The sequence below is a fragment of the Actinosynnema sp. NPDC004786 genome (genome assembly GCF_053601135.1).
Genome location: NZ_JBSGBG010000009.1, coordinates 127737 through 154445 on the forward strand (window position 1 = coordinate 127737; position 26709 = coordinate 154445).

20 protein-coding genes are annotated in these 26709 nt (G+C 73.7%); 11 read left to right on the forward strand and 9 right to left on the reverse strand.

The features are described 5' to 3' along the window. Positions 1-32 precede the first annotated feature (32 nt). The 3 genes from ACWEFJ_RS10415 to ACWEFJ_RS10425 form a co-directional block, all read right to left on the reverse strand. Entirely contained in the window at positions 33-908 is an 876-nt protein-coding gene (locus tag ACWEFJ_RS10415; protein ID WP_449713574.1) for a DUF4082 domain-containing protein, read from the reverse strand. A 439-nt stretch (positions 909-1347) separates the two neighbouring features. Further along, complete coding sequence (locus ACWEFJ_RS10420; RefSeq protein ID WP_449713575.1) at positions 1348-3627, reverse strand: hypothetical protein; 2280 nt, start codon at positions 3625-3627, stop codon at positions 1348-1350. Then, positions 3624-4727 carry a 5'-methylthioadenosine/S-adenosylhomocysteine nucleosidase family protein gene (locus tag ACWEFJ_RS10425; protein WP_449713576.1) on the reverse strand — a complete coding sequence of 368 codons (1104 nt, stop codon included), beginning with the start codon at positions 4725-4727 and terminating at the stop codon, positions 3624-3626. The genes ACWEFJ_RS10420 and ACWEFJ_RS10425 overlap by 4 nt, the downstream gene beginning before the upstream one ends. Before the next feature lie 121 nt (positions 4728-4848). Here ACWEFJ_RS10425 and ACWEFJ_RS10430 point away from each other — a divergent pair, with 121 nt between their 5' ends. Then, positions 4849-5547 carry an NUDIX hydrolase gene (locus ACWEFJ_RS10430; protein ID WP_378096416.1) on the forward strand — a complete coding sequence of 233 codons (699 nt, stop codon included), beginning with the start codon at positions 4849-4851 and terminating at the stop codon, positions 5545-5547. 140 nt (positions 5548-5687) lie between these two features. Here the strand turns inward: ACWEFJ_RS10430 and ACWEFJ_RS10435 are convergent, their stop codons facing one another. Both ACWEFJ_RS10435 and ACWEFJ_RS10440 read right to left on the reverse strand, forming a co-directional pair. Continuing rightward, positions 5688-6713 carry a DMT family transporter gene (locus tag ACWEFJ_RS10435; protein WP_449713577.1) on the reverse strand — a complete coding sequence of 342 codons (1026 nt, stop codon included), beginning with the start codon at positions 6711-6713 and terminating at the stop codon, positions 5688-5690. A gap of 3 nt (positions 6714-6716) precedes the next feature. Further along, the gene (locus ACWEFJ_RS10440; RefSeq protein ID WP_449713578.1) at positions 6717-8231 is read right to left on the reverse strand and encodes a class I adenylate-forming enzyme family protein; all 1515 of its coding nucleotides are present in this window, start codon (positions 8229-8231) and stop codon (positions 6717-6719) included. 442 nt (positions 8232-8673) lie between these two features. Between ACWEFJ_RS10440 and rfbB the strand changes: the two genes are divergently transcribed. Further along, complete coding sequence (rfbB, locus tag ACWEFJ_RS10445) at positions 8674-9717, forward strand: dTDP-glucose 4,6-dehydratase (RefSeq protein WP_449713579.1); 1044 nt, start codon at positions 8674-8676, stop codon at positions 9715-9717. A 195-nt stretch (positions 9718-9912) separates the two neighbouring features. Here rfbB and ligA read toward each other — a convergent pair whose 3' ends face one another. Continuing rightward, positions 9913-11904: an NAD-dependent DNA ligase LigA gene (ligA, locus tag ACWEFJ_RS10450; RefSeq protein ID WP_449713580.1), complete on the reverse strand. Its 1992-nt coding sequence runs from the start codon at positions 11902-11904 to the stop codon at positions 9913-9915. Between the two features lie 118 nt (positions 11905-12022). Between ligA and ACWEFJ_RS10455 the strand changes: the two genes are divergently transcribed. The 3 genes from ACWEFJ_RS10455 to ACWEFJ_RS10465 all read left to right on the forward strand — a co-directional run bounded on the left by ACWEFJ_RS10455 (position 12023) and on the right by ACWEFJ_RS10465 (position 15898). Further along, positions 12023-13192, forward strand: a complete 1170-nt coding sequence (locus ACWEFJ_RS10455; RefSeq protein WP_449713581.1) for an RtcB family protein — start codon at positions 12023-12025, stop codon at positions 13190-13192. 178 nt (positions 13193-13370) lie between these two features. Further along, positions 13371-14813 carry an argininosuccinate synthase gene (gene argG, locus ACWEFJ_RS10460; protein WP_378096434.1) on the forward strand — a complete coding sequence of 481 codons (1443 nt, stop codon included), beginning with the start codon at positions 13371-13373 and terminating at the stop codon, positions 14811-14813. Positions 14814-14998: 185 nt separating this feature from the next. Further along, the gene (locus ACWEFJ_RS10465; protein ID WP_449713582.1) at positions 14999-15898 is read left to right on the forward strand and encodes a bile acid:sodium symporter family protein; all 900 of its coding nucleotides are present in this window, start codon (positions 14999-15001) and stop codon (positions 15896-15898) included. Positions 15899-15955: 57 nt separating this feature from the next. On the opposite strand, the gene ACWEFJ_RS10470 is transcribed toward ACWEFJ_RS10465, so the two are convergent. Both ACWEFJ_RS10470 and ACWEFJ_RS10475 read right to left on the reverse strand, forming a co-directional pair. Continuing rightward, the gene (locus ACWEFJ_RS10470) at positions 15956-16969 is read right to left on the reverse strand and encodes an NAD(P)/FAD-dependent oxidoreductase (RefSeq protein WP_378085238.1); all 1014 of its coding nucleotides are present in this window, start codon (positions 16967-16969) and stop codon (positions 15956-15958) included. A 283-nt stretch (positions 16970-17252) separates the two neighbouring features. Next, on the reverse strand, positions 17253-17816 hold the full coding sequence (locus tag ACWEFJ_RS10475) for a superoxide dismutase (RefSeq protein ID WP_449713583.1): 564 nt from the start codon (positions 17814-17816) through the stop codon (positions 17253-17255). Between the two features lie 123 nt (positions 17817-17939). Between ACWEFJ_RS10475 and ACWEFJ_RS10480 the strand changes: the two genes are divergently transcribed. Then, on the forward strand, positions 17940-19289 hold the full coding sequence (locus tag ACWEFJ_RS10480; RefSeq protein WP_449713584.1) for a 3' terminal RNA ribose 2'-O-methyltransferase Hen1: 1350 nt from the start codon (positions 17940-17942) through the stop codon (positions 19287-19289). Continuing rightward, positions 19289-21778 (forward strand): polynucleotide kinase-phosphatase, encoded by a 2490-nt coding sequence (locus ACWEFJ_RS10485; RefSeq protein ID WP_449713585.1) that lies wholly within the window; start codon positions 19289-19291, stop codon positions 21776-21778. The genes ACWEFJ_RS10480 and ACWEFJ_RS10485 overlap by 1 nt, the downstream gene beginning before the upstream one ends. Here ACWEFJ_RS10485 and ACWEFJ_RS10490 read toward each other — a convergent pair. Further along, the gene (locus ACWEFJ_RS10490; RefSeq protein ID WP_449713586.1) at positions 21775-22383 is read right to left on the reverse strand and encodes a hypothetical protein; all 609 of its coding nucleotides are present in this window, start codon (positions 22381-22383) and stop codon (positions 21775-21777) included. The genes ACWEFJ_RS10485 and ACWEFJ_RS10490 overlap by 4 nt on opposite strands. Positions 22384-22828: 445 nt before the next feature. On the opposite strand from ACWEFJ_RS10490, the gene ACWEFJ_RS10495 reads away from it, so the two are divergent. From ACWEFJ_RS10495 to ACWEFJ_RS10510, 4 genes are read left to right on the forward strand one after another with little or no spacing between them, the layout of a single operon-like run. Then, the gene (locus ACWEFJ_RS10495) at positions 22829-23959 is read left to right on the forward strand and encodes an ABC transporter substrate-binding protein (protein ID WP_378085227.1); all 1131 of its coding nucleotides are present in this window, start codon (positions 22829-22831) and stop codon (positions 23957-23959) included. Between the two features lie 3 nt (positions 23960-23962). Then, a complete protein-coding gene (locus ACWEFJ_RS10500; RefSeq protein WP_449713587.1) occupies positions 23963-24886 on the forward strand; it encodes an ABC transporter permease in 924 nt (307 codons plus the stop codon). Further along, complete coding sequence (locus ACWEFJ_RS10505) at positions 24874-25659, forward strand: ABC transporter permease (protein ID WP_378085223.1); 786 nt, start codon at positions 24874-24876, stop codon at positions 25657-25659. The genes ACWEFJ_RS10500 and ACWEFJ_RS10505 overlap by 13 nt, the downstream gene beginning before the upstream one ends. Position 25660: 1 nt before the next feature. Beyond that, entirely contained in the window at positions 25661-26704 is a 1044-nt protein-coding gene (locus ACWEFJ_RS10510) for an ABC transporter ATP-binding protein (RefSeq protein WP_449713588.1), read from the forward strand. The last annotated feature ends 5 nt before the right edge of the window (positions 26705-26709 follow it).

Sequence of the window (26709 nt, forward strand, 5' to 3'; positions counted from 1 at the left end):
GGTGGGGGAGGACGCACTATTGCGGAGAGGGGTCAGCCCCGGAACTCCGGCTGCACCCAGTAGGTGCTGTCGTGCCAGGCGTCGGTCGGGAAGCCGCCGCCGGTCCCGTAGTGGTAGACGCCCGCGCCGTGCGTGCCGTCGTGCGGTGCGGTGAACGGCGCGTGCACCACCGTGCCGGTGAAGTGGTTCTCGGAGGAGGCGTAGCCGCCCTGCGGGGTGTAGTAGGAGACGACGTAGTCGCGGCCGGCCTCGACCGGGACCGGGGCCGGGAAGTCGATCTCGGCCATCCGGCCGGGGTGGTCCCACTCCCGCTCGGCCAGCAGCACGCCGTCGTCGGACCACATGCGCAGGGTGATCGGCCCCCGGTACGCGCCGCGCAGCAGGGACGCGCCCAGGATCACGCCCGGCCGGTCGAGCCGCACCCGCACGCCCACCTCGACCGGCTGCGCGTCGGGGTCGTCCACCTCGGGCGCGTAGGGCGAGGTGAACTCGCAGCGGACCGCGCAGTTCACCGGCTGGGGCGTGGTCGTGCCGCCGACGTGCACCGTCACCGCGGGCCCGGCCGCGCCCGCGCCCGTCCCGGTCACCGCGCGGGCGGCGATGGCGAGGTCGCCCGCGGCCGGCGGCGTGTAGGTGTGCCGCCAGTCCGCGCGCCAACCGGCCAGCACGCGCACCGTCTCCGCGGCGACCCACGTCGCGCCGCCGTCGAAGGTCAGTTCGGTGGTGACGGCTTCGGGGGTGGCGCTGAACGAGCTGCCGGTGATCAGCAGCGGCACGCCGACCTCGACGCCCGCGCCGGTCGTCGGGGTCGTGACGGTGGCCGAGGGCACGTCCTGCGCGTGGGCCGGGACGGCGAGGAGCAGGGCGGCGGCGGCCACCGCCGTGAGCAAGCGGGGTGAACGGGACACGCGGTCCTCCTGGGTGAGCGGGACTCCACCGGCGTGATCGCTCCCACCCGACCGGCCGCTACGCCCGCACAACCGACCACTACGCCCGAACCCCCGCCCCCCACGCCGCTCATGCCCGCCTGCCGCCGCCCGCTCCCGCCCGCTCTCACCGGCCGCTCGCTCCCGCCCGCTCTCGCCCGCCGCTCGCTCCCACCCGCCGCTCGCCGCCGCCCGCTCTCGCCCGCTCCCGCCCGCTCCCGCCTGCCGCCGCCCGCTCCTGCCTGCCGCCTGCCCGCCGCCTGCCGCCCGCTCCCGCCGGCTCCCGCCCGCTGCCGCCGGCTCCCGCCTGCCGCTCGCCGCCGCCCGTTCCCGCCCGCACCGCCGGGCCGCTACCCCCTGCGGCCCCGAGGTGCGCCGTGGCGCGGATCGGCGGGGTCGGCCCCCGCCGATCCGCGTCCCGTCAGGAGCCGTCGCGGTCGAACCGGTCGCCGTTCCGGTCGGGGCGTTGGTCCTCGCGCGGGTCGAGGCGCGTCGACTCGATGGCGCGGATCGGCGCGCGGTGCTCCAGCACCCCCGGATCGCCCTCCGTCCGGGCCCACTCCCGGAGCCTGCGGTCCCGTCGCCTGCGCTCCTCGGTGATCCAGCCCGGCCCCTCGGCCGCCACCGCCTCCAGGATGTACAGCGCCGACGTCACCCCGGACGAGCCGAGCGCCAGCTCCTCCAGGTGGCCCCGGTCCTCGACCTCCTGGTCGCTCAGCCCTTCGAAGTTCTCGATCACCAGGTTGATGTCGTGGCTGTTCTTGAGCGACAGGCACAGCGCCCGGCTCACCACCATCCCCTCCCGGGGGTCCGTGACGGCCGCGATGTCGTTGTCCTTGAACACCACGATGTGCCTGCGCTCGCCCGCGAACCGGATGCCGACCTCGGTCACCTGCGCGAGCACGAGCGCGTCGTACCGGAACGACGCCCGCCGCTCGTTGCGCACCGAGCCGTCCTCGAACCCCAGGTCCACCCGGAACTCGCGGACGCCGTTGTCGGTCAGCAGGAACACCAGCACCAGGTACGACGAGTAGCGCGGCGGCCCGTAGATGTACCTCGCCCGCTTCGCGTGCGGCAGCCCCTCGGTCAGCACGACGTGCGCCACGACGTCGCGGTTGGTCAGCCGGGCCCGCCGCATCGCCTCGATCTTCAGGTGCGCCTTGTCGAAGTCCAGCCACCGCGCCATCTCGGCGTCGGTCGGGCGGTCGGCCAACCGCTCGCGCCACCGCCGGTACTCGGCCCGCTCCTCCTCCAGCACGGCGGCGCGGTCGGCCTCCTCCAGCCGCACCGCGAAGGACGTCCCGAGCACCTGCGCGCCACCCGCGGCCAGCGCCGCCGCGCCCGCGAGCACCAGCAGCACGATCCCGGCGCCCGCCGCCGTGCCGCCGCTCGCCGCGAGCATCCCGTACCCCCCGAGCACGGCGACCGCGCCGGACACCGCGACCAGCCCGCCCCACAGCACCTCCCGGGCGTTCGTGCCGGTGTGCTCGAACAGCGTCCCGGCCTCCCACCGCCGCGCCCAGTCCCGCACGTGCATCCGGATCAGCCACTTGAGCGTGCCCGCGCGGACCTCCCGCTTGACGGCGCGGCGGTACTCGTCCTCGTCGTCGGGCATGGGCGTGCCGTAGGTGCGGACGATGGTCAGGAACAACGCCCAGGACGCCTGCCGGACGGCCTCGTGCCACTCCTGCCGGTCCTTCGACGCCGACGGCTGCCGCCGGCGCACCTCGGCCTCGATCAGCCGGTGGACGGCGTCGCGGAAGTCCGGGCTGCCGGTGCGGGTCAGCTCGTCCCGGCCGGTGACCTGGCCCGGAGCGCCGATCTCGTGGTCCAGCCGCCGCCTGCGGCCCCGCAACGCGGTCCGCCGCGCGCCGCAGTGCACCACCGCGGCGACGCCGGCCAGCAGCAGCACCGCCCACCCGGCGAACCCGCCCCCGGTCACGACGTCGTCCGCGCCGCCGAGCAGCACGAACCCGCCGAGGACGGCCAGCGCGCCCGGCACGGCCTTGAACCAGCCCGGCCCGGTCGGGCGCGGCGTGACGTGCGCCGGCACCAGGCGGGGCTCCTCCGGCTCCGGCTCGAAGAACTTCCACGCCCGGTCCGCGCGGCCGTGCGACGTGCGGGCCTGGGCGATGGCGACGGCGGTGACCTTGTCGAGCTGGTCCTGCACCGCGCCGCCGATGATCATGTCGAGGTGCCGGGTGATCTCCTCGCGCTGCTCGTCGGGCAGCCGGGAGAACTCGGCGAGCACCTGGTCCAGGGCGTCGAAGTCCGGCTCGGGGCGGCGTTCCTGGTCGATCACGGCCTGCATGAGGCCGCCGATGACGTGCAGCGCGTCGCTCCAGGAGTCGCGCGGGAACCGGCCGGCGATGTTCAGCGCGTCCTGGATCTGCCGGTACTCGACCGGCGTCAGCTCGTTGATGGACCGCTCGCTGAGCGTGGCGAGGGCGAAGTGGTAGGCGACCGAGGTGGATAACAGGTCCGACCTGACCACCTCGGCGAGCAGTTCCTCGGCCAACCGCGGCGACCCGCCGGCCAGGTGGTTGCGCGCCACCTCGTACTTGCGCTGCGGCGGGTCCTCGCGCGTGACCTGGTAGAAGCTGGTGTCGCCGTGGAAGACCGCGCCGCCGTTGACCACGCCGACCTGCACGGTGTTGTTGTTGTCGCCCCTGACCTCGTTGTTCATCACGGTGTCGGTCACGCCGCACCCCCGGCGAGGACGGCCGCGACCAGGCCGCGCAGGTCGGGGTGGTCGCGGAACATCACGTCGAGCACGCGGGCGTTCGCGGTGACGGCCGCGGCGTCGCCCTCGGCGGTGGTGCGCAGGTCGTCCAGGCGCAGCATCGCGTGGTCGTAGACCTCCCGGGACAACCGTCCCGCCCGGTGCGCCTCGGCCACGGCGGTGGTGAGCCGGGCCACGGCCTCGCCGCGGTCGGGCCGCCGGTGGCCCTGGCCGCCCAGCCAGAGGCCGCCGTTGATGGTGCCCGCCTGCACGGCCACGTTGGCGTTGCCGGAGAGCGTGTTGTTGACGGTCATGTGCGTCTTCCGTTCCTCGGAGGTGGCGGCTTCGCCGTCGGCGTGCGGTAGCTCGGCGACGAGCGCGGCGGCGAACAGCGCCGCGTTGCGCGCCGCCCGCCGCTGCGACCCGCCCCGGTCGGCGGCGTCCTTCCCGCCGTCCGCGAAGTCGCTGATGGCGCGGACGGTGATGGTCGGCAGTGACTCGTGCATGTGGCCGGACTGCGCCACCCCGGCGCTCTCCGTCTCGATCGCGGCGGCGTCGTTGTAGTGGTGGTCGAGGTGCCGCGCGGTGTAGGACTCGCGGTTGTTCAGCACGACCTCGCCGGACGCGATCGGTTCGAAGTGGACGGTGGGCTCCTCGCCGGGCGGCAGCGCCGCCCGCCACGCCGGGGTCCGCGCGAGCACGCGGGCCGCCGTGGTCAGGGCGTACGACGACTCGTAGGCGCGCGGTCGGGCGTGGTCGCCGTCCCGGTCGCTGCGCACCCCGTGGTAGGCGTACACGCGGGTGGCGACGACGACGTCCCCGATCGCCAGCCACTCGCGCAACCCTCCCGCCACACCCACGAACAGCACGGCGGTCGGCCGGAACGCGCCGATCGCGCGCTCGGTGATGATCGCCGCGGCCCCGGTGCCCGCGCCGGTCAGCCCGACGGCGACCTCCCGGCCGTGCAGCGAGCCGACGTCGAACACCTCCCCGGTGGGCACGCGGCGGGTGCGGACGCCCGTCAAGAGGGCCACGACGGCGGAGCGTTCCACCTCGAGCGCCGTGAGGATCACGATCATCCGTGACTCCTGTTCAGGTGTGCGGAGTTGCCGTCAGAGTGACGGTAATGGTGGGCGATGGTTTTCGTCAACATGACGCTTACTCGTTGTCGTCGCAACGACGAGAAGTTAGGGTGGCGGGATGAACGACTCGTGGACCATCCCGCTGGTGGCTATCGCCGTCGACCTCGCCGTCCTCACCATCAGGGACGGCCGGCTCCAGGTCCTGCTGGTCAACCGGGGCGTCGAGCCGTACCAGGGCCGTCTCGCGCTACCCGGCGGCTTCCTGTCCAGCGAGGACGAGGACATCGACGTCGCCGCGGCGCGGGAGCTGGCCGAGGAGACCGGGCTCGACGCGGGCACCCTGCACCTCGAACAGCTCCGCACCTACGGCGCGCCCGGTCGGGACCCGCGCGGCCGCGTGGTGACCATCTGCTACCTGGCCGTCGTGCCCGACCTGCCCACGCCCACGGCCGGGGGGGACGCGGACAAGGCCAAGTGGGTGCCCGTGGACCGCGTGCTGGGCCGCAAGCGGCTGCTCGCGTTCGACCACGCCCGGATCATCGCCGACGCCGTCGACCGCGCCCGCGCGAAGCTCGAGTACACGACCCTCGCGGCGGCGTTCTGCGGTCCCGAGTTCACCATCTCCGAGCTGCGCCGCGTCTACGAGATCGTGTGGTCCGAGGAGCTGGACCCGCGCAACTTCCACCGCAAGGTGACCGGTGTGGACGGCTTCCTGGTCCCGACGGGGGAGCGGACCACCGGCAACGGCGGCCGCCCGGCGGCCATCTACCGGCGCGGCCCGGCTGTCGTCATGCACCCCCCGATCCTCCGCGGCTGACGCCGCGGTGCTCGTCCGGACTCCCGACTCACCGCGTACATCGCCGGCCGGCCGGACGCCGTGACGGGCGTGTGCCGAATCGTGACCCCAGGGCGTTCTTCGAGCCGTTTTCCATTGGAGCGCAAAGGGAATCCGCTGGGTCAGCGGCGTCGGCCGCCCGTGCGGCCCGGTCGCGCGGCGTCGCGAGCGCGACCGCCGCGCGACGCCGGACGGGCGGCGACCGGCGAGGCGGTCGCACGCGACGGGAGCACCACGGCGTTCCCGACCCGCCGACCGCCCACCCGGCCCTCCGGCGGTCGGGGCCTGCCGCGCGACACCGCGACGCCGACCAGGCACAGCGCGCCGCCCGCCAACGCGATCGGCCCCGGCACCTCGTCCAACACCGCCCACGACAGCAGCACGACGATCGCCGGCACCAGGTACGTGGTCGCACCGAGCTTGCCGGTCGTCATGTGGGACAGCGCGTACGCCCACGTGTAGAACGCCAGCGCGGTCGGCAGCAACCCCAGGTACACCACCGCCAGCGTCGCGCTCGCGGGCGCGGCACGCAGGTCGGCGACGAGCTGCCCGCCGAACGGCAGGCACGCGACCGCGCCGACCACGCAGCCGAACGTCGTGGCCTGCAGGGCGGACGCGTGCCGCAGGGCCGGCTTCTGCGCCACCACCCCGACCGCGTACCCGGCCGCCGCGACCACGCACAGCACCACGCCCAGGGCGGTGGTCGAGCCGCCACCGCCGGCCAGCCCGACCGCCGCGACGCCCGCGAACGCGATCCCGAGCCCGACCAGCAGCCTGACCGGGAACCCCTCGCGCAGCAGCCACCCGGCCAGGAACGCCACCAGGATCGGGCCGACCCCGACCACCAGCGCCGCCGTGCCCGCGTCCGCGTGCCGCTCACCCCAGTTCAACGCCACCATGTAGAGCGCGAACCAGAACACGCCGGAGCCGATGATCCCCGGCCACGCCGCCCGCGGCGGCACCCTCATGCCGCGCGCCGCGGCGACCGCGCCCAGCGCGACCGCGCCGACCAGCAACCGGCCCAGCGCCAGCGAGCCCGGCTGGAAGTGCCCGCCCGCGTACCGGATGCCGACGAACGCCGACGCCCACAGCACCATCGTGACCAGGACCGCCGCGGCGGCCTTCCCGTTGAGCGCGTCCCGTTCCACGGCTCACCCTCCCGCCATCGCGCGGACGTCGCGTCGGCGCAGCTTCCCCGTCGGCGTGCGCGGCAGCTCGGGCGCGAACACCACGTCCTCCGGGACCTTGTACCAGGTCAGGGCCTCGTGAGCGGCGGCGAGCAGCTCGGCCCGCAGCTCCTCCGGCGACGCGCCCTCCGCCGGCACGACCCACGCGCGCAGGGTCGTGACCCCGCTCTCGCGCCGCACCGAGCACACCGCGGCCTCGCGCACCCCCGGGTGCCGCAGCAGCAGGTCCTCGATCTCCGCCGGGTGCACGTTCTGGCCGCCGACGATCTCCACGTCGTCCAACCGGCCGTGCAGCCGCACGTACCCGTCCTCGTCCGCGGTGGCCGCGTCACCGGTGGCGTACCAGGAGTCCCCGGCCCGCGCCGGCGGGTCACCGCCCCGCCGCACGCCGGGCGCGATCGACGGACCCGCCACCTCCAGCGCGCCCGGCACGTGCGGTGGCACCGGAGCGCCCGCCTCGTCCACGATCCGCATCCGGTACGGCGGCAGGATCCGCCCGATCGTGCCGTCACGCCGGTGGCCGACCGCGTTGGCCACCAGCGCGTGCCCGATCTCCGTGGTGCCGAAGATGTTCAGCAGCCGGTCGCCGAGGACGTCCTTGAGCCGCGCCTCCAACGCCTCCGGCAGCACCTCGCCGGCGACCAGCGCCAACCGGAGCCCGGACAGCGGCCGGTGGTCGGGGTGGCGCAGCAACCGCGCGTAGAAGCTCGGCTGGCCGTAGAACACCGTCACGCCGTAGGTCTTGATGATGCGCAACGCGTCGTCCTCGGTCGCGCGCTCGCGCGACAACACCGCCGCGCCGCCCCGGTGCAGCGGGAAGAACAGCGAGTTGCCGAGCCCGTAGGCGAAGTACATCCGCGACACCGAGAACGTGACGTCGTCCGGCGTGATGCCGACGACCGACCCGATGGCCTGCTCGAACACTTCCGGGTCGCCGTGCGTGTGGAAGCACAGCTTGGGCTCGCCCGTGGTGCCCGACGTGAACACCGCGTACGCCGGCGTGCCCGCGGTGGCCGGGGCGTACGGCGCGCCGCCGTCCACTCCCAAGTCTTCCGGCCCGCCGCCGCCCGCCCGCAGCTCCTCCGGCGCGCCGCTGTCCGCCCGCAGGTCTTCCGGCGCGATGCGCTCGACGCGCGGGCCGCCCGGGTCCTCCTCGCACACGACCGCGTGCGGCTCCGCGATCCCGATCGCGCGCCGCACCTCGCCGGGGTGCATGGTCGAGTTCACCGGCACCGCGACCGCGCCGATGCGCACCGCGCCGAGGAACGCCCACACCAGGTCGATGCCGTCCGGCAGCACGAGCGCGATCCGGCTGCCCGCGCCGAGACCTCGCGCGGCGTACGCGGCGGCGGCCCGGCCTGCGCCCTCGTAGACGTCGGCGTACCGGTAGGTCTCCACACCGACGTGGAAGGCGGGCCGGTCCAGCCAGCCCTGCTCGCGCGCGAGGTCGTGGAGTCGTTGGACGAGGTTGCCCGACATGATTCCCCCATCATCACGTCGAAGACGATGGCCACGACTTCCCCCGGTCGTCGCCGTGGTCGAGGGTTGGACGCACCGTCGGGGATGTCAAGGTGCGATGCCCGTGGCCGTGCCTGCAATTCACGCCATCGAGTGAGCCCGACCATCCCCACCCGCCCACGCCCGAACCGCCCGCTCGCTGCCGCCGCCGACGCCCCGCCGCCGACGCCCCGCCACGGACGCCCCGAACCGCCTGGCCCGACCGCTCCGGAACCCGCCGCTCCGGAACCAGCCGGCGACCCCCGGCCCGATCGCTCCGCAACCCGCCGAACCCGTCGGCGACCCCCGGTCCGGCTGCTCCGGACCTGCCGCACACCGCCGGCGACACTCGGCCCGGACACCTTGGTCCGCCTGACCGCGCACGCCGGGGACGTCGGTCGGCCTCCCGCTTAAGGTGACCGGTATGGCGACCTACCTGGTGACCGGTGCCGCGGGCTTCATCGGGGCCAACTACGTGCACTTCCTGGTGGACCGGGAGCCGGGCGCGAGGGTGGTCGCGGTCGACTACCTCGGGTTCGCCGCCAACCTGCCCAACCTGGACCCCGTGCGCGACCGGGTCGAATTCCGTCAGGTCGACATCGCCGACCTGGAGCGGATGGAGGCGTTGTACCGGGAGGTCCGCCCGGACTACGTGGTGAACTTCGCCGCCGAGAGCCACAACGACCGCGCGATCCTCGACCCGACGGCGTTCGTCCACGCCAACGCCCTGGGCGCGCAGGCCCTGCTGGAGTGCAGCCGGCGGGTGGGCGTCACCGCGCACCTGCACGTGTCCACCATCGAGGTGTATGGCGAACTGCCCGCCGACCGCGACGCGTTCACCGAGGCCAGCCCGCTGAACGCCAAGACGCCGTACAGCGCCGCCAAGGCCGCCGGCGACGTGCTGGTGCGCGCCTACATGCAGACGTACCCGGAGATGGACATCCGGATGACGCACTGCGCCAACAACTACGGGCCCTACCAGCTGCCCGAGAAGCTGATCCCGCTGATGATCACCAACGTGCTGCGCGGCCGCAAGGCGCCCGTCTACGGCGACGGCCGGCAACTGCGGGACTGGCTGCACGTCCTGGACCACTGCGAGGCCGTCCACACCGTGCTGCACGCCGACCTCGGCCCGATCCCGGCCGAGGCGGCGACCGACCCGGCGCTGCTGCCGATCTTCGACATCAGCGCCCGGCACGAGGTGTCCAACCTGGCGATCGTCCACGCGGTGCTGCGCCACCTCGACCGCGACCCCGAGGAGTGGGTCGAGCACGTGGCCGACCGCCCGAACCACGACCGCCGCTACCTCATCGACCCGGCCAAGCTGGAACGCGAGCTGGGGTGGAAGCCGAGGATCGACTTCGAGTCCGGGCTGGCCGGGACCGTGCGGTGGTACGTCGAGCACGAGGACTGGTGGCGGACCGTGCTGGCCGAGAAGGGCGAGCTGCGGGTCGACTGGTCGAAGTGACCGCCGGTCGGGCGCGGCGAGCCGGCCGCGGAGTGGTGCCGCCCGCCCGCAGGACGCCTCCTACCTCGCCGTGTGCTCCACCCTCGCCCGGCGGGCAGTCCCGAGCGGGAGCGGTGTGGGCGTCCCCGGTCGGGCGGGGCCCGGAGCGGAGCGTCCCCGCAGCGCCCGACCGCCCGGTGATCCGCCGCGCGGAGGTCAGGCGATGCCCGCCGCGATGAGCTGCCGCCAGATCTCGCCCTGGTCCACCACCTCGACGCCCAGCTTCTCCGCCTTGGTCAGCTTGCTCGCGCCGACGTCGGCCCCGGTGATCAGGTAGTCCGTGTTCGCCGACACCGACGACGCGGTGGTCGCGCCGGCCTTCTCGCACAGCCGCTGGAACGTCGGCCGGGGCACCTTCTCGCCCGAACGCGGGTCGCTGATCGCCCCGGTGACCACGACCGTCTTGCCCGCCAGCGGCGCGTCGGACGCGATCACGGGCGGCAGGTCCTCCTCCCGCACGTCCAGCGACACCCCGTGCTCCCGCAGCCGCTCCAGTTCCGGCCGCAGCCGGGCGAGGTGCTCGGTCAGCGAGGCCGCCACCTTCGGCCCGATGTCCTCGACCGCCACCAGGCGCTCCTCGTCCGCGTCGGCGACCTCCTCCAGCGAGCCGAACCCCGCGCGGCACAGCCGGGCGGCGGTGCCCTCCGATGCCATCGGGATGGCCAGGCCGATCAACGCCCGGCGCAGGCCCACGGCCCGGCTCGCGGCGATCGACTCGATCATGCGGGTGGCCGAGGTCTCGCCGATCCGGTCGAACTCCAGCAACTGCTCCCTGGTCAGCCGGTAGAAGTCCGACGGCCGCTCCAGCAGCCCGGCCTCGGCCAGCCGCTCGATCCACACCGGACCGACCGCCTCGATGTCCGCCGCCGCCCGCGACGCCCAGTGGATCAGCCGGCGCACGGTCTGCGCGGGGCACGACACGTTGGTGCAGAACAACTCCCGGCTGTTGCCCTGCTCGGTCAACGCCTGCCCGCACGACGGGCACGTGGTGGGCGGCACGATCTCCCGCTCCTCGCCCGTGCGCTTCGACTCGTCCAGCACCCCGGCCACGAACGGGATCACGTCACCCGCCCGGCGCACCAGCACCGTGTCGCCGATCCGGATGCCCTTGGCCCGGATCACCTCCTGGTTCGCGAGCGTCGCGCGGGTGACCGTGGTGCCGCCCACGAACACCGGTTCGAGCTGGGCCACCGGGGCGATCTTGCCCGTCTTGCCCACGTCCCACACCACGTCCGCCAGGACGGTCGTCTTCTCCTCGGCCGCGAACTTGAACGCCAGCGCGCCGCGCGGCGAGTTCGACCGGGTGCCCGCCGCGGCGAACGCGTTGCGGTCGGCCAACCGCAGCACCGCGCCGTCCAGGTCGTAGTCCAGGTCGTTGCGGCCCTCCTCGATCGCCCGGATGGCCGCCTGCGCCTGCTCGGCGTCCGAGCAGTGGCGCATGTCGGCGGCGGCGAACCCGAGGGTGCGCAACCCGCGCTCCAGGTCGGCCGCCGCGCCGCCCTCGGAGGTGTCGAGGTCGAAGCCGAAGAACGTCAGCCGCCGCTCCGCGACCGTGGCCGCGTCCTTCGCCCGCAACGTGCCCGCCGCCGCGTTGCGCGGGTTGATCAACGGCTTGTCCGGGTGCGCGGTGTTGTAGGCGGCGAACGTGGACCGCAGCATCACCGCCTCGCCGCGCACCTCCACCCGACCGGGTGCCTCGACCCGCTCCGGCACGCCGTCGACCAGCGCCCGCACCAGCGGCGTCACGTCGTCGCCCGTCGTGCCGTCACCCCGGGTGACCGCCCGCGCCAGCCGGCCCTCCTCGTACACCAGCGCGAGCGAGAGGCCGTCCAGCTTCGGCATGACCACCACCGGCTGGCCCGGGAAGCGGTCGAAGAACGCGGCGACCTGCTCCGGCCTGGTCGCCTTCTCCAGCGACAGCATCGGCCGCGAGTGCCGCACCGGGGCGTGCAGCACCGCCGGCGCGCCCACCTGCTCCAGCGGGTTCGGGTCCGGCGCCAGCTCCGGGTGCGCCTCGACCAGGGCCCGCAGCTCGTCCTCGATCGCGTCGTACTCCGCGTCCGCCACCAGCGGCGAGCCCCGGTAGTAGGCGTCGCGCAGCGACACGACCTGGTCGGCCAGTTCCCGGATCCGCTCCTCAACGTTCACGGTGCGAACGCTACCGGGGAGCACCGACAAAAGCGGGCCACGCGGGCCGCCGGCGGAAAACCGGGTCGCCGGGTCACCCGATCACGCCCTAACTTCTCCGGGTGAGCAGAGGAGAACCGTGGAGCACATCAGCAAGCGACTGGTGAACTGGGCGTCCATCCTGGACGCGGGCGCGCGCGAGCAGGCCGAGAAGACCTCGCGCATGCCGTTCATCCACCCCCACCTGGCGCTCATGCCCGACGCGCACCTCGGGAAGGGGGCGACGGTCGGCAGCGTCATCCCCACCCTGGGCGCGATCATCCCCGCCGCGGTCGGCGTGGACATCGGCTGCGGCATGATCGCCGTGCGCACCCAGTTCACCCGGGACGACTTCGCCTCGCGCCCGCTCGCCCCGCTGCGCCGGGCGATCGAACGCGCCGTGCCGCTGTCGGCGGGCAAGTACAACACCGCGCTGACGGGCACGGCCCGTGAGCGGGTCGAGCGGCTCGCCGAGCGGGCCGCCGAGGCCGGCTTCGACCCCGGCTCGTACGCGGGCAACTGGCAGCTCCAGCTCGGCACGCTCGGCAGCGGCAACCACTTCATCGAGGTCACGCTGGACGAGGCCGACCGGGTGTGGCTGTTCCTGCACTCGGGGTCGCGCGGCGTGGGCAACAAGATCGCCCAGACGCACATCCGGGTGGCGCGCGAGCAGTGCGCGCGGCGGTGGATCGACCTGCCCGACCCGGACCTGGCCTACCTGGTCGAGGGCGAGGACGAGTTCTGGCGCTACATCCGCGAGATGCGCTGGGCCCAGGAGTTCGCGTGGCTCAACCGCGAGGAGATGATGGACCGCGTCGTGTCCTGCGTGGCGGAGTGGACCGGCCACGACGTGGAGCGGCGGGAAGTCGTGAACTGTCACCACAATTACACGGAGCGTGAGACGCACTTCGGCAAGGAGGTCTGGTTGTCCCGCAAGGGGGCGATCAACGCCGAGGCGGGGCGGGCCGGGCTGATCCCCGGCTCGATGGGCACCGCGTCGTACGTCGTGGTCGGCAAGGGCAACCGGATGGCGCTCAACTCCTCGCCGCACGGCGCGGGCCGGGAGTACTCGCGGTCGGCCGCGCGCCGGGCGTTCGGCCGGGAGGACCTGCGCAAGGCGATGGTCGGCATCGAGTACCGCGACACCGACGCGTTCATCGACGAGATCCCGGCGGCCTACAAGGACATCGACGTCGTGATGCGGGACGCGGAGGACCTGGTCGAGGTGCGCCACACGCTGCGGCAGATCGTGAACGTGAAGGGCGACTGACGGCGGCTCGGGTCGGGGGTGCGCGACACCCCCGGCCCGAGCCGCCTGGGCCTCGAAGACCCGCCGCCGGCCTTCCGACCTGCGGTGATGTCATCCGGAGGGGTCGCGCGGGACCACCGTGAAGGAACTTGCCACCCCCGGCTATGCATGGTCATGCAGCGTCGTGCATACTTCTGATGTGTCCAAGGTGCTCACATACCTCCCCGCCGGCGAACACGTCGGCATCGCGTTCTCCGGTGGTCTCGATACGTCCGTGGCGGTCGCCTGGATGCGTGAGAAGGGCGCGGTGCCGTGCACGTACACCGCGGACATCGGGCAGTACGACGAGCCCGACATCGCATCGGTCCCCGGCCGCGCCACGCAGTACGGCGCCGAGATCGCCCGGCTGGTCGACTGCCGGGCCGCCCTGGTGGAGGAAGGTCTCGCGGCGCTGGCCTGCGGGGCGTTCCACATCCGCTCCGGCGGCCGGGCGTACTTCAACACCACGCCGCTCGGGCGGGCCGTGACGGGCACCATGCTCGTGCGCGCCATGCTGGACGACGACGTGCAGATCTGGGGCGACGGCTCCACCTACAAGGGCAACGACATCGAGCGGTTCTACCGCTACGGCCTGCTGGCCAACCCCTCGCTGCGGATCTACAAGCCGTGGCTGGACGCCGAGTTCGTCGGCGAGCTGGGCGGCCGCACGGAGATGTCGGAGTGGTTGCAGGCCCGCGGCCTGCCGTACCGGGCGAGCACGGAGAAGGCGTACTCGACCGACGCGAACATCTGGGGCGCGACGCACGAGGCCAAGGCGCTGGAGCACCTCGACGCGGGCATCGAGATCGTCGAGCCGATCATGGGCGTGCGGTTCTGGGACCCGGCGGTGGAGATCGCCACCGAGGACGTCACGATCGGCTTCGACCAGGGCCGCCCGGTGACGATCAACGGCAAGGAGTTCTCCTCCGCGGTCGACCTCGTGCTGGAGGCCAACGCCATCGGCGGCCGGCACGGCCTGGGCATGTCCGACCAGATCGAGAACCGGGTCATCGAGGCCAAGAGCCGCGGCATCTACGAGGCGCCGGGCATGGCGCTGCTGCACGCCGCCTACGAGCGGCTGGTCAACGCGATCCACAACGAGGACACCCTGGCCGCCTACCACACCGAGGGCCGCAAGCTCGGCCGGCTGCTCTACGAGGGCCGCTGGCTGGACCCGCAGGCGCTGATGGTGCGCGAGTCGCTGCAGCGCTGGGTCGGCATGGCGGTCACCGGCGAGGTGACGCTGCGCCTGCGCCGCGGTGACGACTACTCGATCCTGGACACCACGGGCCCGTCGTTCAGCTACCACCCGGACAAGCTGTCCATGGAGCGGACCGAGGACTCGGCGTTCGGGCCGGTCGACCGCATCGGCCAGCTCACCATGCGCAACCTCGACATCGCCGACTCGCGCGCCAAGCTGGAGCAGTACGCCGGGCTGGGCATGGTCGGCAGCCAGTCGACGCTGATCAGCGCGGCCCGGGTGACCCCGACCGAGCTGATCGGCGCGATGCCCGAGGGCGGCGCGGAGGTCATCGCGTCCCGCGGTCGGGTCGCGGACGACGAGCTGCTCGACCACGCCGCCCTAGAGGCGGGCAACGACTGACCGCTTCGTGCACGCGCGTGCGCCGCTCCCCGTGGGCGGCGCACGCGCGTGGACGTACCCGGCATTCGGGTCGACCCGCCCCCGGACACCCTGAACGGACGTGAACGGCAACGGCGGAGAAGTAGCGGGCCGCGCGCCGGTGTGAGACTCCCTGTACCTCGCAGCCGAGCGGAAGGCAGGGCGGCATGAGCAACTCCACGGTTCTCCTCCTGTTCCCGATCACCGTGGCCGTCATCATGCTCGGGCTCGGCCTCACGCTGACCCTGGAGGACTTCCGCCGCGTGGTGAGGTACCCGCGCGCGATGGTGGTCTGCCTGGTCGGCCAGATGCTGGTGCTGCCGGCGATCTGCCTGGGCCTGGTGGTCGCGTTCGACCTGCGGCCGGAGTTGGCGATCGGCATGATGCTGCTGGCCGCGTCCCCCGGCGGCAGCACGGCGAGCCTCTACAGCCACCTGTTCAAGGGCGACGTGGCGTTGAACATCTCGCTGACCGCGGTCAACTCGGTGCTGGCCATGTTCACCCTGCCGCTGATCGTGAACCTGTCGGTGGCGGGCTTCCTCGGCGCGGACAGCTCGATCGGCCTGCAGTTCGACAAGGTCGTCCAGGTCTTCTCCATCGTGCTGATCCCGATCGCCGTGGGCATGGCGTTGCGGGCGAGGTTCACCTCGTTCGCCGTCCGCATGGAGCGCCCGGTGAAGGTCCTGTCGGTGGTCGTGCTGGTCATGATGATCGCCAGCGTGCTCAGCGGCCTGGGGGAGGAGGTCTTCCGGATCCTGGGGGACATCATCGCGGTGGTCGTGCTGTTCAACCTGTTCGGCATGGCGGTCGGCTACTTCGGCCCGCGCCTGTTCCGGGTCGGCCGGCGCGAGTCGATCGCGTCGGCGTTCGAGATCGGCCTGCACAACGCGCCGCTGTCGATCGCCATCGCGATGAGCCCGACCCTGCTCGACAGCACCGAGATGGCGATGCCCTCGGTGACCTACGGCTTCGTCATGTTCTTCACCGCCCTGGTGTTCGGCTTCGCCGTGGCCCGTCGCGCGCGGGCGTCGGCGGCGGACCCGGCGGTGACGACCACCCGGCCGTGACGGGCCGCGCCTCCCGCACCGGTCCGCGGCCGGTGCGGGAGGCGTCGTGCGGCGGGGTCACAGGCCGTGCCGGCGGTCGCCCGCGACCAGCTCGGCGACGCGGGCCTCGGCGGCGAACGGGTCGCGCCGGGCGGCGACGGCCAGCCGGGTCTCCTCCGCGACCAGGTCGGCGTTGATCTGCGCGCCGGCCGCGGCGCCGGCCGCGGCGGACGCGCCCACCTGCGCGGACAGGTCGGTGACGTTGCCCGCGGCCCACACGCCCGGCACGTCGGTGCGCCCGGTCGCGTCCACGGCGAGGTGCTCGCCCATCCCCGACGGGTGCGGCACGGGCCGCAGGCCCAGCGACGCGAGGAACCCGGCGCGGGCCACCATCCGCGGCGCGACCGCCACCGCCTCGCGGGCGACCGAACGGCCGTCGGCCAGCCGCACGGCGACGATCCGGTCCCCGGCGACCTCCACCGACGCGACCGGGCCCCGCACCACGTCGATGTCGCGCGCGGCCAGCTGCTCGGCCTGCTCGTCGGTCAGCGCCACGTCGCCCGCGAAGACCGTGACGTCGGCGGTCAGCTGCCGGAACAGCAACGCCTGGTGCACGGACATCGGCCCGGTCGCCAGCACGCCGACGGCCCGGTCGCGGACCTCCCACCCGTGGCAGTACGGGCAGTGCAGCACGTCCCGGCCCCAGCGCTCACGCAGCCCCGGCACGTCCGGCAGCTCGTCCACCAGGCCCGTCGTCACGAGCACGCGGCGCGCCCGCACCGCACGGCCGTCGGCCAGGGTCACCACGAACCGGTCGTCGTCCGCGCGCGTCACGGTCGCCACCTCGCCGGTCACCACGTGCCCGCCGTAACCGCGCACCTCGGCCCGCCCGCGGTCGAGCAGTTCGGCGGGCGGCGTGCCCTCCCGGCCCAGCAGACCGTGCACGCCCTCGGCCGGCGCGTTGCGGGGCGACCCGGCGTCGACCACCACGACGGACCGCCGTGACCGGGCGAGCATGAGCGCCCCGTTCAACCCGGCCGCGCCACCGCCGACCACCACCACGTCACAACCGGCACCCAACTCAAAGGTCATCGTGACCACCTCCGCGACCCACCCTGCGCGCGTGCCCGGCGGATTGGCAAAGAACGTTGCCGTTTTGGCAACCCGGTCGCGCCGGGAGAGGCCGGCCCCCGGCTCCCACCGGGCCGGCCTCCCGTCAGGCGGTCGGAACCGCACGAGCCGGTCCTGTCCGGTCCGGTCGCCGTGCGTTGGGCAGGCGGTCAGGACCGCGCGGCCGATCCGGACCTGGTGGCCGTGCCGCGGGCAGGTGATCAGGACCGCGGCGCGGCCGAACCGCGTGCGTTTCGGCAGGCGGTCAGAACCGCACGGTGGCGCAGCCGAGCCTGGGGCCCGCGGTGCCGGCCCTGCCCGGCTCGGTGGCCGTGCGCTCGGCGTGGATCACGACCGAGCCCGCCCGGCGGTCGGCGAACCGCCAGGGCACGACCGTGCCGACGACGGCGCGGCCCCGGTCGTCGGTGGTGAAGTCGAGCCAGATCTCGTTGTCGGGGTTGGCGTACGCCGGGTCGACCGACGGCTGCACGGGGTCCACCACGTGCTGGTGGTGCGCGCCCGCGTCGGTGGGCAGCGCGCCGCACGGCCGCTGGTGGGCGTGCGCGCCGTAGGTGCGGTTGGGCACCAGGCCGTACACGGTGAGCAGGGCCTTGGTGGAGCGCCGCAGCGGGGTGGCCACGACGACCACCGCCGCGCCGGGCGCGATCAGCGCCGGGTCGTAGGTGTACGCCTTGGTCGCGGTGTCGGGGGTGGCGAAGCGGGCCACCGTCACCGCGACCCCGGTGGCGCTCGGGGTGTCGGCCGCCGCCGCGGGCGTCGGCACCGCCGCGCACAGGCCGCCGATGACCAGGGGAACCAGACGTTTCACACTTCTGCCTTTCCGTTCCGGGGAAGGCGGCGGCTGCCACCGAAGCTAGCACCGCCGGCGCGGTCCGGCGTTCACGGTGAAATTCGGGGGCGGTCGGCGGCGGCGCTCCTCCACACTGGCGTCGTGCTGCTCACCCTCACCACGACCCACCGCCCGGCCACCGACCTCGGTCACCTGCTGCACAAACACCCCGACCGGGCGCAGTCGTTCCGCACCTCCTCCGGCACCGCGCACGTGTTCTACCCGCGCGCGGACGAGGAGGAGTGCACGGTCGCCCTCCTGCTGGAGGTCGATCCCGTCGCGCTGGTGCGCGGGCCCGGCAGCACGCTCACCCAGTACGTCAACGACCGCCCGTACGTGGCCGGCTCGCTGCTGACCGTCGCGCTCGGGTCCGTGTTCCGCACCGCGATGAACGGTCGCAGCCGCAGCCGCGCGGAGGTGGCCGCGACCCCGATCCCGCTCACCGTCCGCGTCCCGGTCCTGCCGCACCGGCTGGTCGAGCGCCTGTTCACGCCGCTGGGCTGGACCGCCCGCGTCACCCCGATCCCCTTGGGCGACGGCGAGGACTCCCGGTACGCCGACGTCACGCTCACCGGCACGCTCACGCTCGCCGAGGCGTTGAAGCACCTCTACGTGCTGCTGCCGGTGCTCGACGGCGACAAGCACTACTGGGTCTCCGAGGACGAGGTGGACAAGCTGCTGCGCGCGGGGGAGGGCTGGCTCGGCGCGCACCCGGACCGGGAGCTGATCACCACGCGCTACCTGATGCGCCGCCGGCCCCTGGTGCAGTCGGCGTTGTCGCGCCTGGCCGAGGTGGAGGAGGTCGAGCCGGAGGAGCTGGACAACGCGCTCGCCGAGCCGAAGGTGTCGCTGGCCGTGCAGCGCCGGGACGTGATCGTCGACCAGCTCAAGCAGGTCGGCGCGCGCAGCGTGCTGGACCTGGGCTGCGGTGGCGGCGCGTTGCTGCGCGCCCTGCTGGAGGATCCGGACTTCGCCCGCGTCCAGGGCGTGGACGTGTCGGCGGGCGCCCTGGCGACCGCCGCCCGCCGGCTGCGCCTGGACCGCATGTCGGAGCGGCAGCGGGCCCGGATCACGTTGCGCCAGTCGTCGCTCACCTACGCCGACCCGGAGCTGAAGGGCTACGACGCGGCCGTGCTGATGGAGGTCGTGGAGCACCTCGACCCCGACCGCCTGCCCGCGCTGGAGCACTCGGTGTTCGGCGTCGCCCGTCCCCGCACGGTCCTGGTCACCACGCCGAACGTCGAGTACAACGCCCTGTTCGAGACCCTGCCGGAGGGGCGGCGCCGGCACTCGGACCACCGCTTCGAGTGGACCCGCGCCGAGTTCGCGGAGTGGGCGGCCGGGGTCGCGCGGCGGCGCGGCTACACCGTGCGCCACCTGCCGATCGGGCCGGTGGACGCCGAGCGCGGCGCGCCGACCCAGCTCGCCGCCTTCACCCTGGGGGACGACTGATGGAACTCGGGATCCCGGACCTGTGCCTGGTGGTGCTGGTCGGCGCGTCCGGCTCGGGCAAGTCCACGTTCGCGCGCCGGCACTTCGCGCCGACGCAGGTCTTGTCCGGCGACTTCTTCCGCGGCCTGGTCGCCGACGACGAGAACGACCAGTCCGCGTCGGCCGCCGCGTTCGAGGCGCTGCACTTCGTGGCGGGCAAGCGGCTGGCGGCGGGGCGCACGACCGTCGTGGACGCGACGAACGTGCAGCGGGCCGACCGGGCGCACCTGGTCGAGCTGGCCCGCGCGCACGACGTGCTGCCGGTCGCGATCGTCCTGGACCCTCCGGAGGAGGTCTGCCTCGCCCGCAACGCCGCCCGCCCGGACCGCGACTTCGGCCCGCACGTGGTGCGGCGGCACCGCGCCGCGCTGCGCAAGTCGCTGAAGCACCTGGGCAAGGAGGGCTTCCGCCGGGTGCACGTGCTGCGCTCGCAGTCCGAAGTGGACGAAGCGGTGATCGTGCCCGAGCCGTTGCTCAACGACCGGCGGGGGGAGACCGGGCCGTTCGACGTGATCGGCGACGTGCACGGCTGCCGCGCCGAGCTGGAGGAGCTGCTGGTCGGGCTGGGCTACGCGCTGGTCCGCGACGCCGAGGGCCGTCCGGTGGACGCCGTTCCGCCGGCGGGACGGCGGGCCGCGTTCGTCGGCGACCTGGTCGACCGCGGCCCGGACACGCCCGGCGTGCTGCGCCTGGTCATGGGCATGGTCGAGGCCGGGCACGCGCTCGCCGTGTGCGGCAACCACGAGCAGAAGCTGGCGCGTGCCCTGCGGGGCCGCGACGTGCAGGTCAAGCACGGCCTGGCGGAGTCGCTGGCCCAGCTCGCGGCCGAGCCGGAGGAGTTCCGCGAGCGCGTGGCGCGGTTCTGCGACGGGCTGGTGGCGCACTACGTGCTCGACGGCGGCGACCTGGTCATCGCGCACGCGGGCCTGCCGGAGAAGTTCCACGGCCGCGCGTCGGCGCGGGTGCGCGCCTTCGCGCTGTACGGCGACACCACCGGCGAGACGGACGAGTACGGCCTGCCCGTGCGCTACCCGTGGGCCACCGAGTACCGCGGCCGGGCCACCGTGCTCTACGGGCACACGCCGACGCCCGAGGCGGAGTGGGTGAACAACACCCTGTGCCTGGACACCGGTGTGGTGTTCGGCGGCAAGCTGACCGCGCTGCGCTACCCGGAGCGCGAGATCGTGTCGGTCGCGGCCCACCGGGTCTGGTACGAGCCGGTGCGCCCGCTCGTCGCGCCGGAGGCGGACCGCGAGCCGGACGTGCTCGCGCTGTCCGACGTCACCGGCCGCCGGTTCGTCGAGACGGCCCACCGCGGTCGGATCGGCGTGCGCCCCGAGCAGGCCGCGTCGGCGCTGGAGGTGATGAGCCGCTTCGCGATCGACCCGCGCTCGCTGCTGTACCTGCCGCCGACGATGGCGCCGACCGCGACCTCGCGGCGGCCCGACGTGCTGGAGCACCCGGAGGACGCCTTCGCGGAGTACCGCGCCGCGGGCGTGCGCGAGGTGATCTGCGAGGAGAAGCACATGGGGTCGCGGGCGGTGGTCCTGGTGCGCGCGGACGGCGGAGGGGTGGTCCACACCCGGACCGGGCGGGCGTTCTTCGAGCCGCCGTTGCGCGACGAGCTGCTGGCGCGCGTGCGCGAGGAGGTCACCGCGGCCGGCCTGTGGGACGAGTTCGACACCGACTGGCTGCTGCTGGACGCCGAGCTGCTGCCGTGGAACGCCAAGGCGGCCGGGCTGATCCGGGAGCAGTACGCGTCGGTCGGCGCGGCGGCCACGGTCGCGCTCGGCGTGGCGGTGGACGTGCTGGCGCGCACCGCCGCGCGCGGCGTGGACGTCGGCGGGCTGATGGCCCGCACGGAGAGCCGGCTGGCGAACGCGACCGGCTACCGCGACGCCTACCTGCGGTACGTGCGGCCGACCGACGGGCTGGCCGGCGTGACGCTCGCGCCGTTCCAGCTCCTGGCCGCGCGCGGCCGGACGTTCCACGACCGGGACCACCGGTGGCACCTCGACGTGCTCGGCCGCCTGCGGGGCGGGCTGTTCACCCCGACCCGCCACCTCGTGGTGGACACGGCGGACGACGAGCAGGTCGCCGCGGGCGTGCGCTGGTGGGAGGAGCTGACGGCGGCGGGCGGCGAGGGGATGGTGGTCAAGCCGCTGGCGAACCTGGTGCGCGGCGACCGCGGCCTGGTGCAGCCGGGCGTGAAGGTGCGCGGTCGGGAGTACCTGCGGATCATCTACGGCCCCGACTACACCGAGCCGGAGAACCTGGAGCGGCTGCGCAAGCGCGGTCTGGGCGCGAAGCGCTCGCTCGCGATCCGGGAGTACGCGCTCGGGCTGGAGGCGTTGGAGCGGGCCGTCCGCGGCGAGCCGCTGTGGCGCGTGCACGAGTGCGTGTTCGCGGTGCTGGCGCTGGAGTCCGAGCCGGTGGACCCGCGGCTCTAACGGGGGACCGCGTCGCGCGCCTCGGTGCGCGCGGCGCGGACCACCGGGTACCCGGCCGCGACCAGGAGCGACAGGGCCGGCAGCGGCACGCCGAGCAGCGCCTGGCCGAGCGCGTAGTCGAACGCCGGCACGGCCAGGCACAGCGCGAACGCCCACGGCGGCGCGGTCCTCGGCTTGGTCCGCCCGGCCCACGGCGTGCGCGGGAACGGCTTGGCCACCGACAACCACACCTGGCACGCCAGCGCCGAGGCCATCAGCAGCGAGCCGACGCGCAGCAGCAGCGGCGACCCGTCCGGGTGCAGGTTCGGGCTGAGCACGAAGATCCCCGCGCACAGCTGGCTGACCGTGATCGCGAACTTCGCCACCACCCACCAGTGCCGGAAGTAGCCCCACGCGGTGAGGCCGGACAGCATCAGCCCGCTGAACGCCGACGTGGTGCCCATGAACTGCAACACCTGCACGTCGAGCAGCGTCGCCACCTCGAACACCGACCGGCGTCCCGGCGCGGACAGCGCGTGGTCCACCACCACGAACAGGGCCAGCGCCATGCACATCCAGCCCGTGGACGAGACGACGTGCAACCAGACCAGCAGCTTCCGGCCCATGACCCACCCCTCATAAGTAGCCTCGCTACACATAGTACGGCTACTGCCGAAGTGTCCGCGCCGCGCCTGCCGGGGGCCGGGGGCGACCGGGCCGGTTACCGGCCGGCGAATTGTGCGTGGACAATTCGTCGGGGAATCGGGTCGGCGATTCACCCATTTCCGATCCGGCACCGCCCCAATGGCTCACCGGGGCGTTCCGGTGGGTGACCGGCAACCGCCTCACGTCCCCCGACGGGCGAACCCCTGGCCCCATCCGGGCCGGTCAGACCGGGTGCGTCGTTCACCTCCCGGCCACCCGCGCACCACGGGGAATTCGCCCACCCCGTCACCCAGGTCTCAGTCCGACCACCGTCCTTGACAACCGCGCGCGGCGTCGCGAATCCTCCGCTTGGCCGAACATTCCCGGTCCGCGCGAAGAATTCCGTCACCCCAGGAAGGCCCTCCCGTGAAGCACACCCGAGTCCTGCGGTCGGCGGGCGTCGGCATCACCGCGCTGGCGCTGGTCGCCGCCTGCGGCACGCCGCCGCCCAAGGACGGCGCCGCGAGCGGCACGCCGGCGGCCACCGCCGAGTCCGCCGCCGAGTTCGGCGGGCTGGACCAGCTCGTCGCCGCCGCGAAGGAGGAGGGCCGGCTCAACGTCATCGCGCTGCCGCCGGACTGGGCCAACTACGGCGAGCTGATCTCCGCGTTCGAGGCCGAGTACGGCATCGAGGTCGACAGCGCCCAGCCCGACGCGTCCAGCCAGGACGAGATCAACGCCGCCGAGCAGCTCAAGGGCGGCGACCGCGCGCCCGACGTGTTCGACCTCGGCCTGAACGTGGCCCTGGCCAACACCGACGTGTTCGCCCCGTACCGGGTGCGGACCTGGGCGGACATCCCCGAGGAGTTGAAGGAGCCGTCCGGGCTGTACTACGCCGACTACGGCGGTTTCATGTCCATCGGCTACGACGCCGCCAAGGTGCCCGCGCCGACCTCGGTCAAGGACCTGCTCAAGCCCGAGTACCAGGGCAAGGTCGCGCTCAACGGCGACCCGACCCAGGCCGGCGCGGCGTTCTCCGGCGTGGTCATGGCGTCCCTGGGCAACGGCGGGTCGGCCGACGACATCGCGCCCGGCGTCGAGTTCTTCCGGCAGCTCAAGGCCGCGGGCAACTTCCTGCCGGTCGACCCGTCGCCCGCGACCATCGAGTCCGGCCAGACGCCCGTCGTGATCGACTGGGACTACACCAACGCCGCGCAGACCGCGAAGCTCGCGGGCAAGGTCGACTGGAAGGTCGTCGTCCCGTCCGGCGCGCAGGTCGGCGCGTACTACAACCAGGCGATCAACAAGGACGCGCCGCACCCGGCCGCCGCGCGCCTGTGGCAGGAGTTCCTGTACTCCGACAAGGGCCAGAACCTCTACCTCAAGGGCCTGTCGCGGCCGGTGCGGATGGACGCGATGACCAAGGCGGGCACGATCGACGCGGAGGCGGCGGCGAAGCTGCCCGAGACCTCCGGCGAGCAGGTGTTCCTGACCCAGGAGCAGTCGGACGCGGCCAAGCAGGTGCTGTCCTCGACCTGGGCGCAGGCGGTGGGCTGACCGGTGGTCGCACCCGTCACCACCGCGGTCCTCGGCGCGGACCCGGCGTCGCCGCGCCGGCCGGGCCGCGGACCGTCCTCGACGTCCCTGCTCGCGTGGCTGGTCGTCGCGCCGTTCCTGGCCTACGTCGGCACGTTCCTGGTCTACCCGACGGTGCTCGTGCTCGCCGGGTCGTTCCAGGACCAGGACGGCGCGTTCACGCTCGCCAACCTGGCCGACCTGACCCGCGGCCCGTACCTGCGGGCGTTCCTGCGCAGCGTGGAGCTGTCCGCCCTCACCGCGCTGCTCGGCGCGGTGTTCGGCGGGCTGCTGGCGTGGGCCGTGGCGGCGGGCCGGCCGGACGGGCCGCTGCGCCGCGTGGTGGTGGCGGCTTCCGGTGTGCTGGCCCAGTTCGGCGGCGTGCCGCTGGCGTTCGCGTTCCTCGCCGCGGTCGGCTTCCAGGGTCTGGTCACGCGGTTCCTGCGGGACTCGTTCGGGCTGGACCTGTTCGCCGGCGGCGCGTGGCTGTTCGAGCTGCCCGGCCTCGCGCTGGTCTACACGTTCTTCCAGATCCCGCTGATGGTCATCGTGTTCCTGCCCGCGCTGGACGGCCTGCGCCCGCAGTGGCGGGAGGCGGTGGCGAGCCTCGGCGGCTCGTCGTGGACCTACTGGCGGCACGTCGGCGGCCCGGTGCTGCTGCCCGCGTTCCTCGGGTCGCTGCTGCTGCTGTTCGCCAACGCGTTCTCCGCCTACGCCACGGCGGCGGCGCTGGTGTCGCAGGGCAGCCCGATCGTGCCGTTGCAGATCCGCGGCTTCCTGACCGGCGAGGTGCTGCTGGGCCGGGAGAACCTCGGCAAGGCGCTCGGCCTGGGCATGGTCGTGGTCGTCGGCGTGGCGATGGGCCTGTACGCGTTGGTGCAGCGGAGGTACGCCCGATGGCGGCGGTGACCGGGCGCGGGGTCGCGCGGTCGGCGGTCCTGGTGGTGCTCGGGGTCTACTTCCTGGTGCCGCTGGTGGCGATGGCGGAGTTCTCGACCCGCGGCGCGGGCGGCACGCGCAGCCTCGCGTCGTGGTCGGGGATCGTGGAGGACCGCGACCTGGTCGCGGCGATCCTGGTGTCCGTGCAGCTCGCGGTGCTCAGCTCGCTGCTCGTGCTGCTGCTGTTGGTGCCGACCATGACGTGGACCCGGCTGCGGCTGCCCCGGTTGGGCCGGCTGGTGGAGTTCCTGTGCCTGCTGCCGATCGCGATCCCGGCGATCGTGCTGGTGGTGGGCATGGCCCCGCTGTACGCGTGGGTGAACTACTTCCTCGGCGACTCGCCGTTGACGCTGACGTTCGCCTACGCGGTGCTGGCGCTGCCGTTCGCCTACCGGGCGATCGACGCGGGCCTGTCCTCGATCGACCTCAGGACGCTGGCGGAGGCGGCCCGCGGGCTCGGCGCGTCCTGGGGCACGGTGCTGCTGCGGGTCGTGGTGCCCAACATCCGCACCGCGCTGCTCGGCGCGTCGCTGCTGTCGGTCGCGTTGGTGCTGGGGGAGTTCACCATCGCGTCGCTGCTGAACTTCGACACCCTCCAGGTGCGGGTCAACCTGCTCGGCAAGCGGGACGCGGGCGTGTCGATCGCGGTGTCGCTGCTGAGCCTGCTGTTCGCGTTCGTGCTGTTGTTCCTGCTCTCGTTCATCGGCGGGCGGCGTCGTGGTTCCGCCGCCGAGGAAGGCTGACATGGGTTACCTGCGCCTGGAGGGGCTGCGCAAGGCGTTCGGCGGCCAGACCGCGCTCGACGGGCTCGACCTGGAACTGGCCGAGGGCGAGCTGGTCAGCCTCCTCGGGCCGAGCGGCTGCGGCAAGACGACGGCGTTGCGCATCGTCGCGGGGTTCGAGGCGGCCGACGCGGGCCGGGTGCTGGTGGCCGGCCGCGACATCACCCGCGTGCCCGCGAACAAGCGCGACATGGGCATGGTGTTCCAGGCGTACAGCCTGTTCCCGAACCTGACCGCGAGCCAGAACGTCGCGTTCGGCCTGCGGCTGCGCAAGGCCCCGCACCGGGACCGGCGGGTCGCCGAGCTGCTGGAGCTGGTCGGGCTCGCCCACCTCGGCAAGCGGTACCCGCACCAGCTCTCCGGCGGTCAGCAGCAACGCGTCGCGCTCGCCCGCGCGCTGGCCGTCCAGCCGCGCGTGCTGCTGCTGGACGAGCCGCTGTCCGCGCTGGACGCCAAGGTGCGGGTGGCGCTGCGGGACGAGATCCGGCGCATCCAGACCGAGCTGGGCATGACCACGCTGTTCGTCACGCACGACCAGGAGGAGGCGCTGGCCGTCTCCGACCGGGTCGGCGTGCTGTCGCACGGCCGGTTGGAACAGCTCGACACGCCCGCGGCGGTGTACCGCGAGCCCGCGTCGGCGTTCGTGGCGGAGTTCGTCGGTGTGACGAACGCGGTCTACGGCGTCGCCGAGGCGGGCGGCGTCCGGCTGGGCGCGTTCCGGTTCGACACCGACGCGGCGGCCGGGCTGACCGGCGAGGTCAAGGTGATCGTGCGGCCGGAGGACATCGGCATCGCCCCGCACCGCGGGCCGGCCGACGGCGCGCTGACCGGGAACGTGGTCACGCACAGCTTCCTCGGCCCGGTGACGCGGCTGTCCGTGCGGCTCGACGGCGGCGAGCAGGTGGTGCGGGTCGACCAGCCGTCCTCCCGCGCGGGCGACTTCCCGCCCGGCGCGACCGTGGCGCTGGACCTCGGGGCGGGCCGGGTGATGGTGGTGGAGACCTGACGGCC

What these genes read in the sequence shown, in the direction of transcription:
- ACWEFJ_RS10425 (WP_449713576.1), bottom strand. Translation starts at nt 4,727, where the DNA reads ATGATCGTGATCCTCACGGCGCTCGAGGTGGAACGCTCCGCCGTCGTG.
- ACWEFJ_RS10430 (WP_378096416.1), top strand. Translation starts at nt 4,849, where the DNA reads ATGAACGACTCGTGGACCATCCCGCTGGTGGCTATCGCCGTCGACCTC.
- ACWEFJ_RS10440 (WP_449713578.1), bottom strand. Translation starts at nt 8,231, where the DNA reads ATGTCGGGCAACCTCGTCCAACGACTCCACGACCTCGCGCGCGAGCAG.
- rfbB (WP_449713579.1), top strand. Translation starts at nt 8,674, where the DNA reads ATGGCGACCTACCTGGTGACCGGTGCCGCGGGCTTCATCGGGGCCAAC.
- ACWEFJ_RS10465 (WP_449713582.1), top strand. Translation starts at nt 14,999, where the DNA reads ATGAGCAACTCCACGGTTCTCCTCCTGTTCCCGATCACCGTGGCCGTC.
- ACWEFJ_RS10470 (WP_378085238.1), bottom strand. Translation starts at nt 16,969, where the DNA reads ATGACCTTTGAGTTGGGTGCCGGTTGTGACGTGGTGGTGGTCGGCGGT.
- ACWEFJ_RS10485 (WP_449713585.1), top strand. Translation starts at nt 19,289, where the DNA reads ATGGAACTCGGGATCCCGGACCTGTGCCTGGTGGTGCTGGTCGGCGCG.
- ACWEFJ_RS10490 (WP_449713586.1), bottom strand. Translation starts at nt 22,383, where the DNA reads ATGGGCCGGAAGCTGCTGGTCTGGTTGCACGTCGTCTCGTCCACGGGC.
- ACWEFJ_RS10505 (WP_378085223.1), top strand. Translation starts at nt 24,874, where the DNA reads ATGGCGGCGGTGACCGGGCGCGGGGTCGCGCGGTCGGCGGTCCTGGTG.
- ACWEFJ_RS10510 (WP_449713588.1), top strand. Translation starts at nt 25,661, where the DNA reads ATGGGTTACCTGCGCCTGGAGGGGCTGCGCAAGGCGTTCGGCGGCCAG.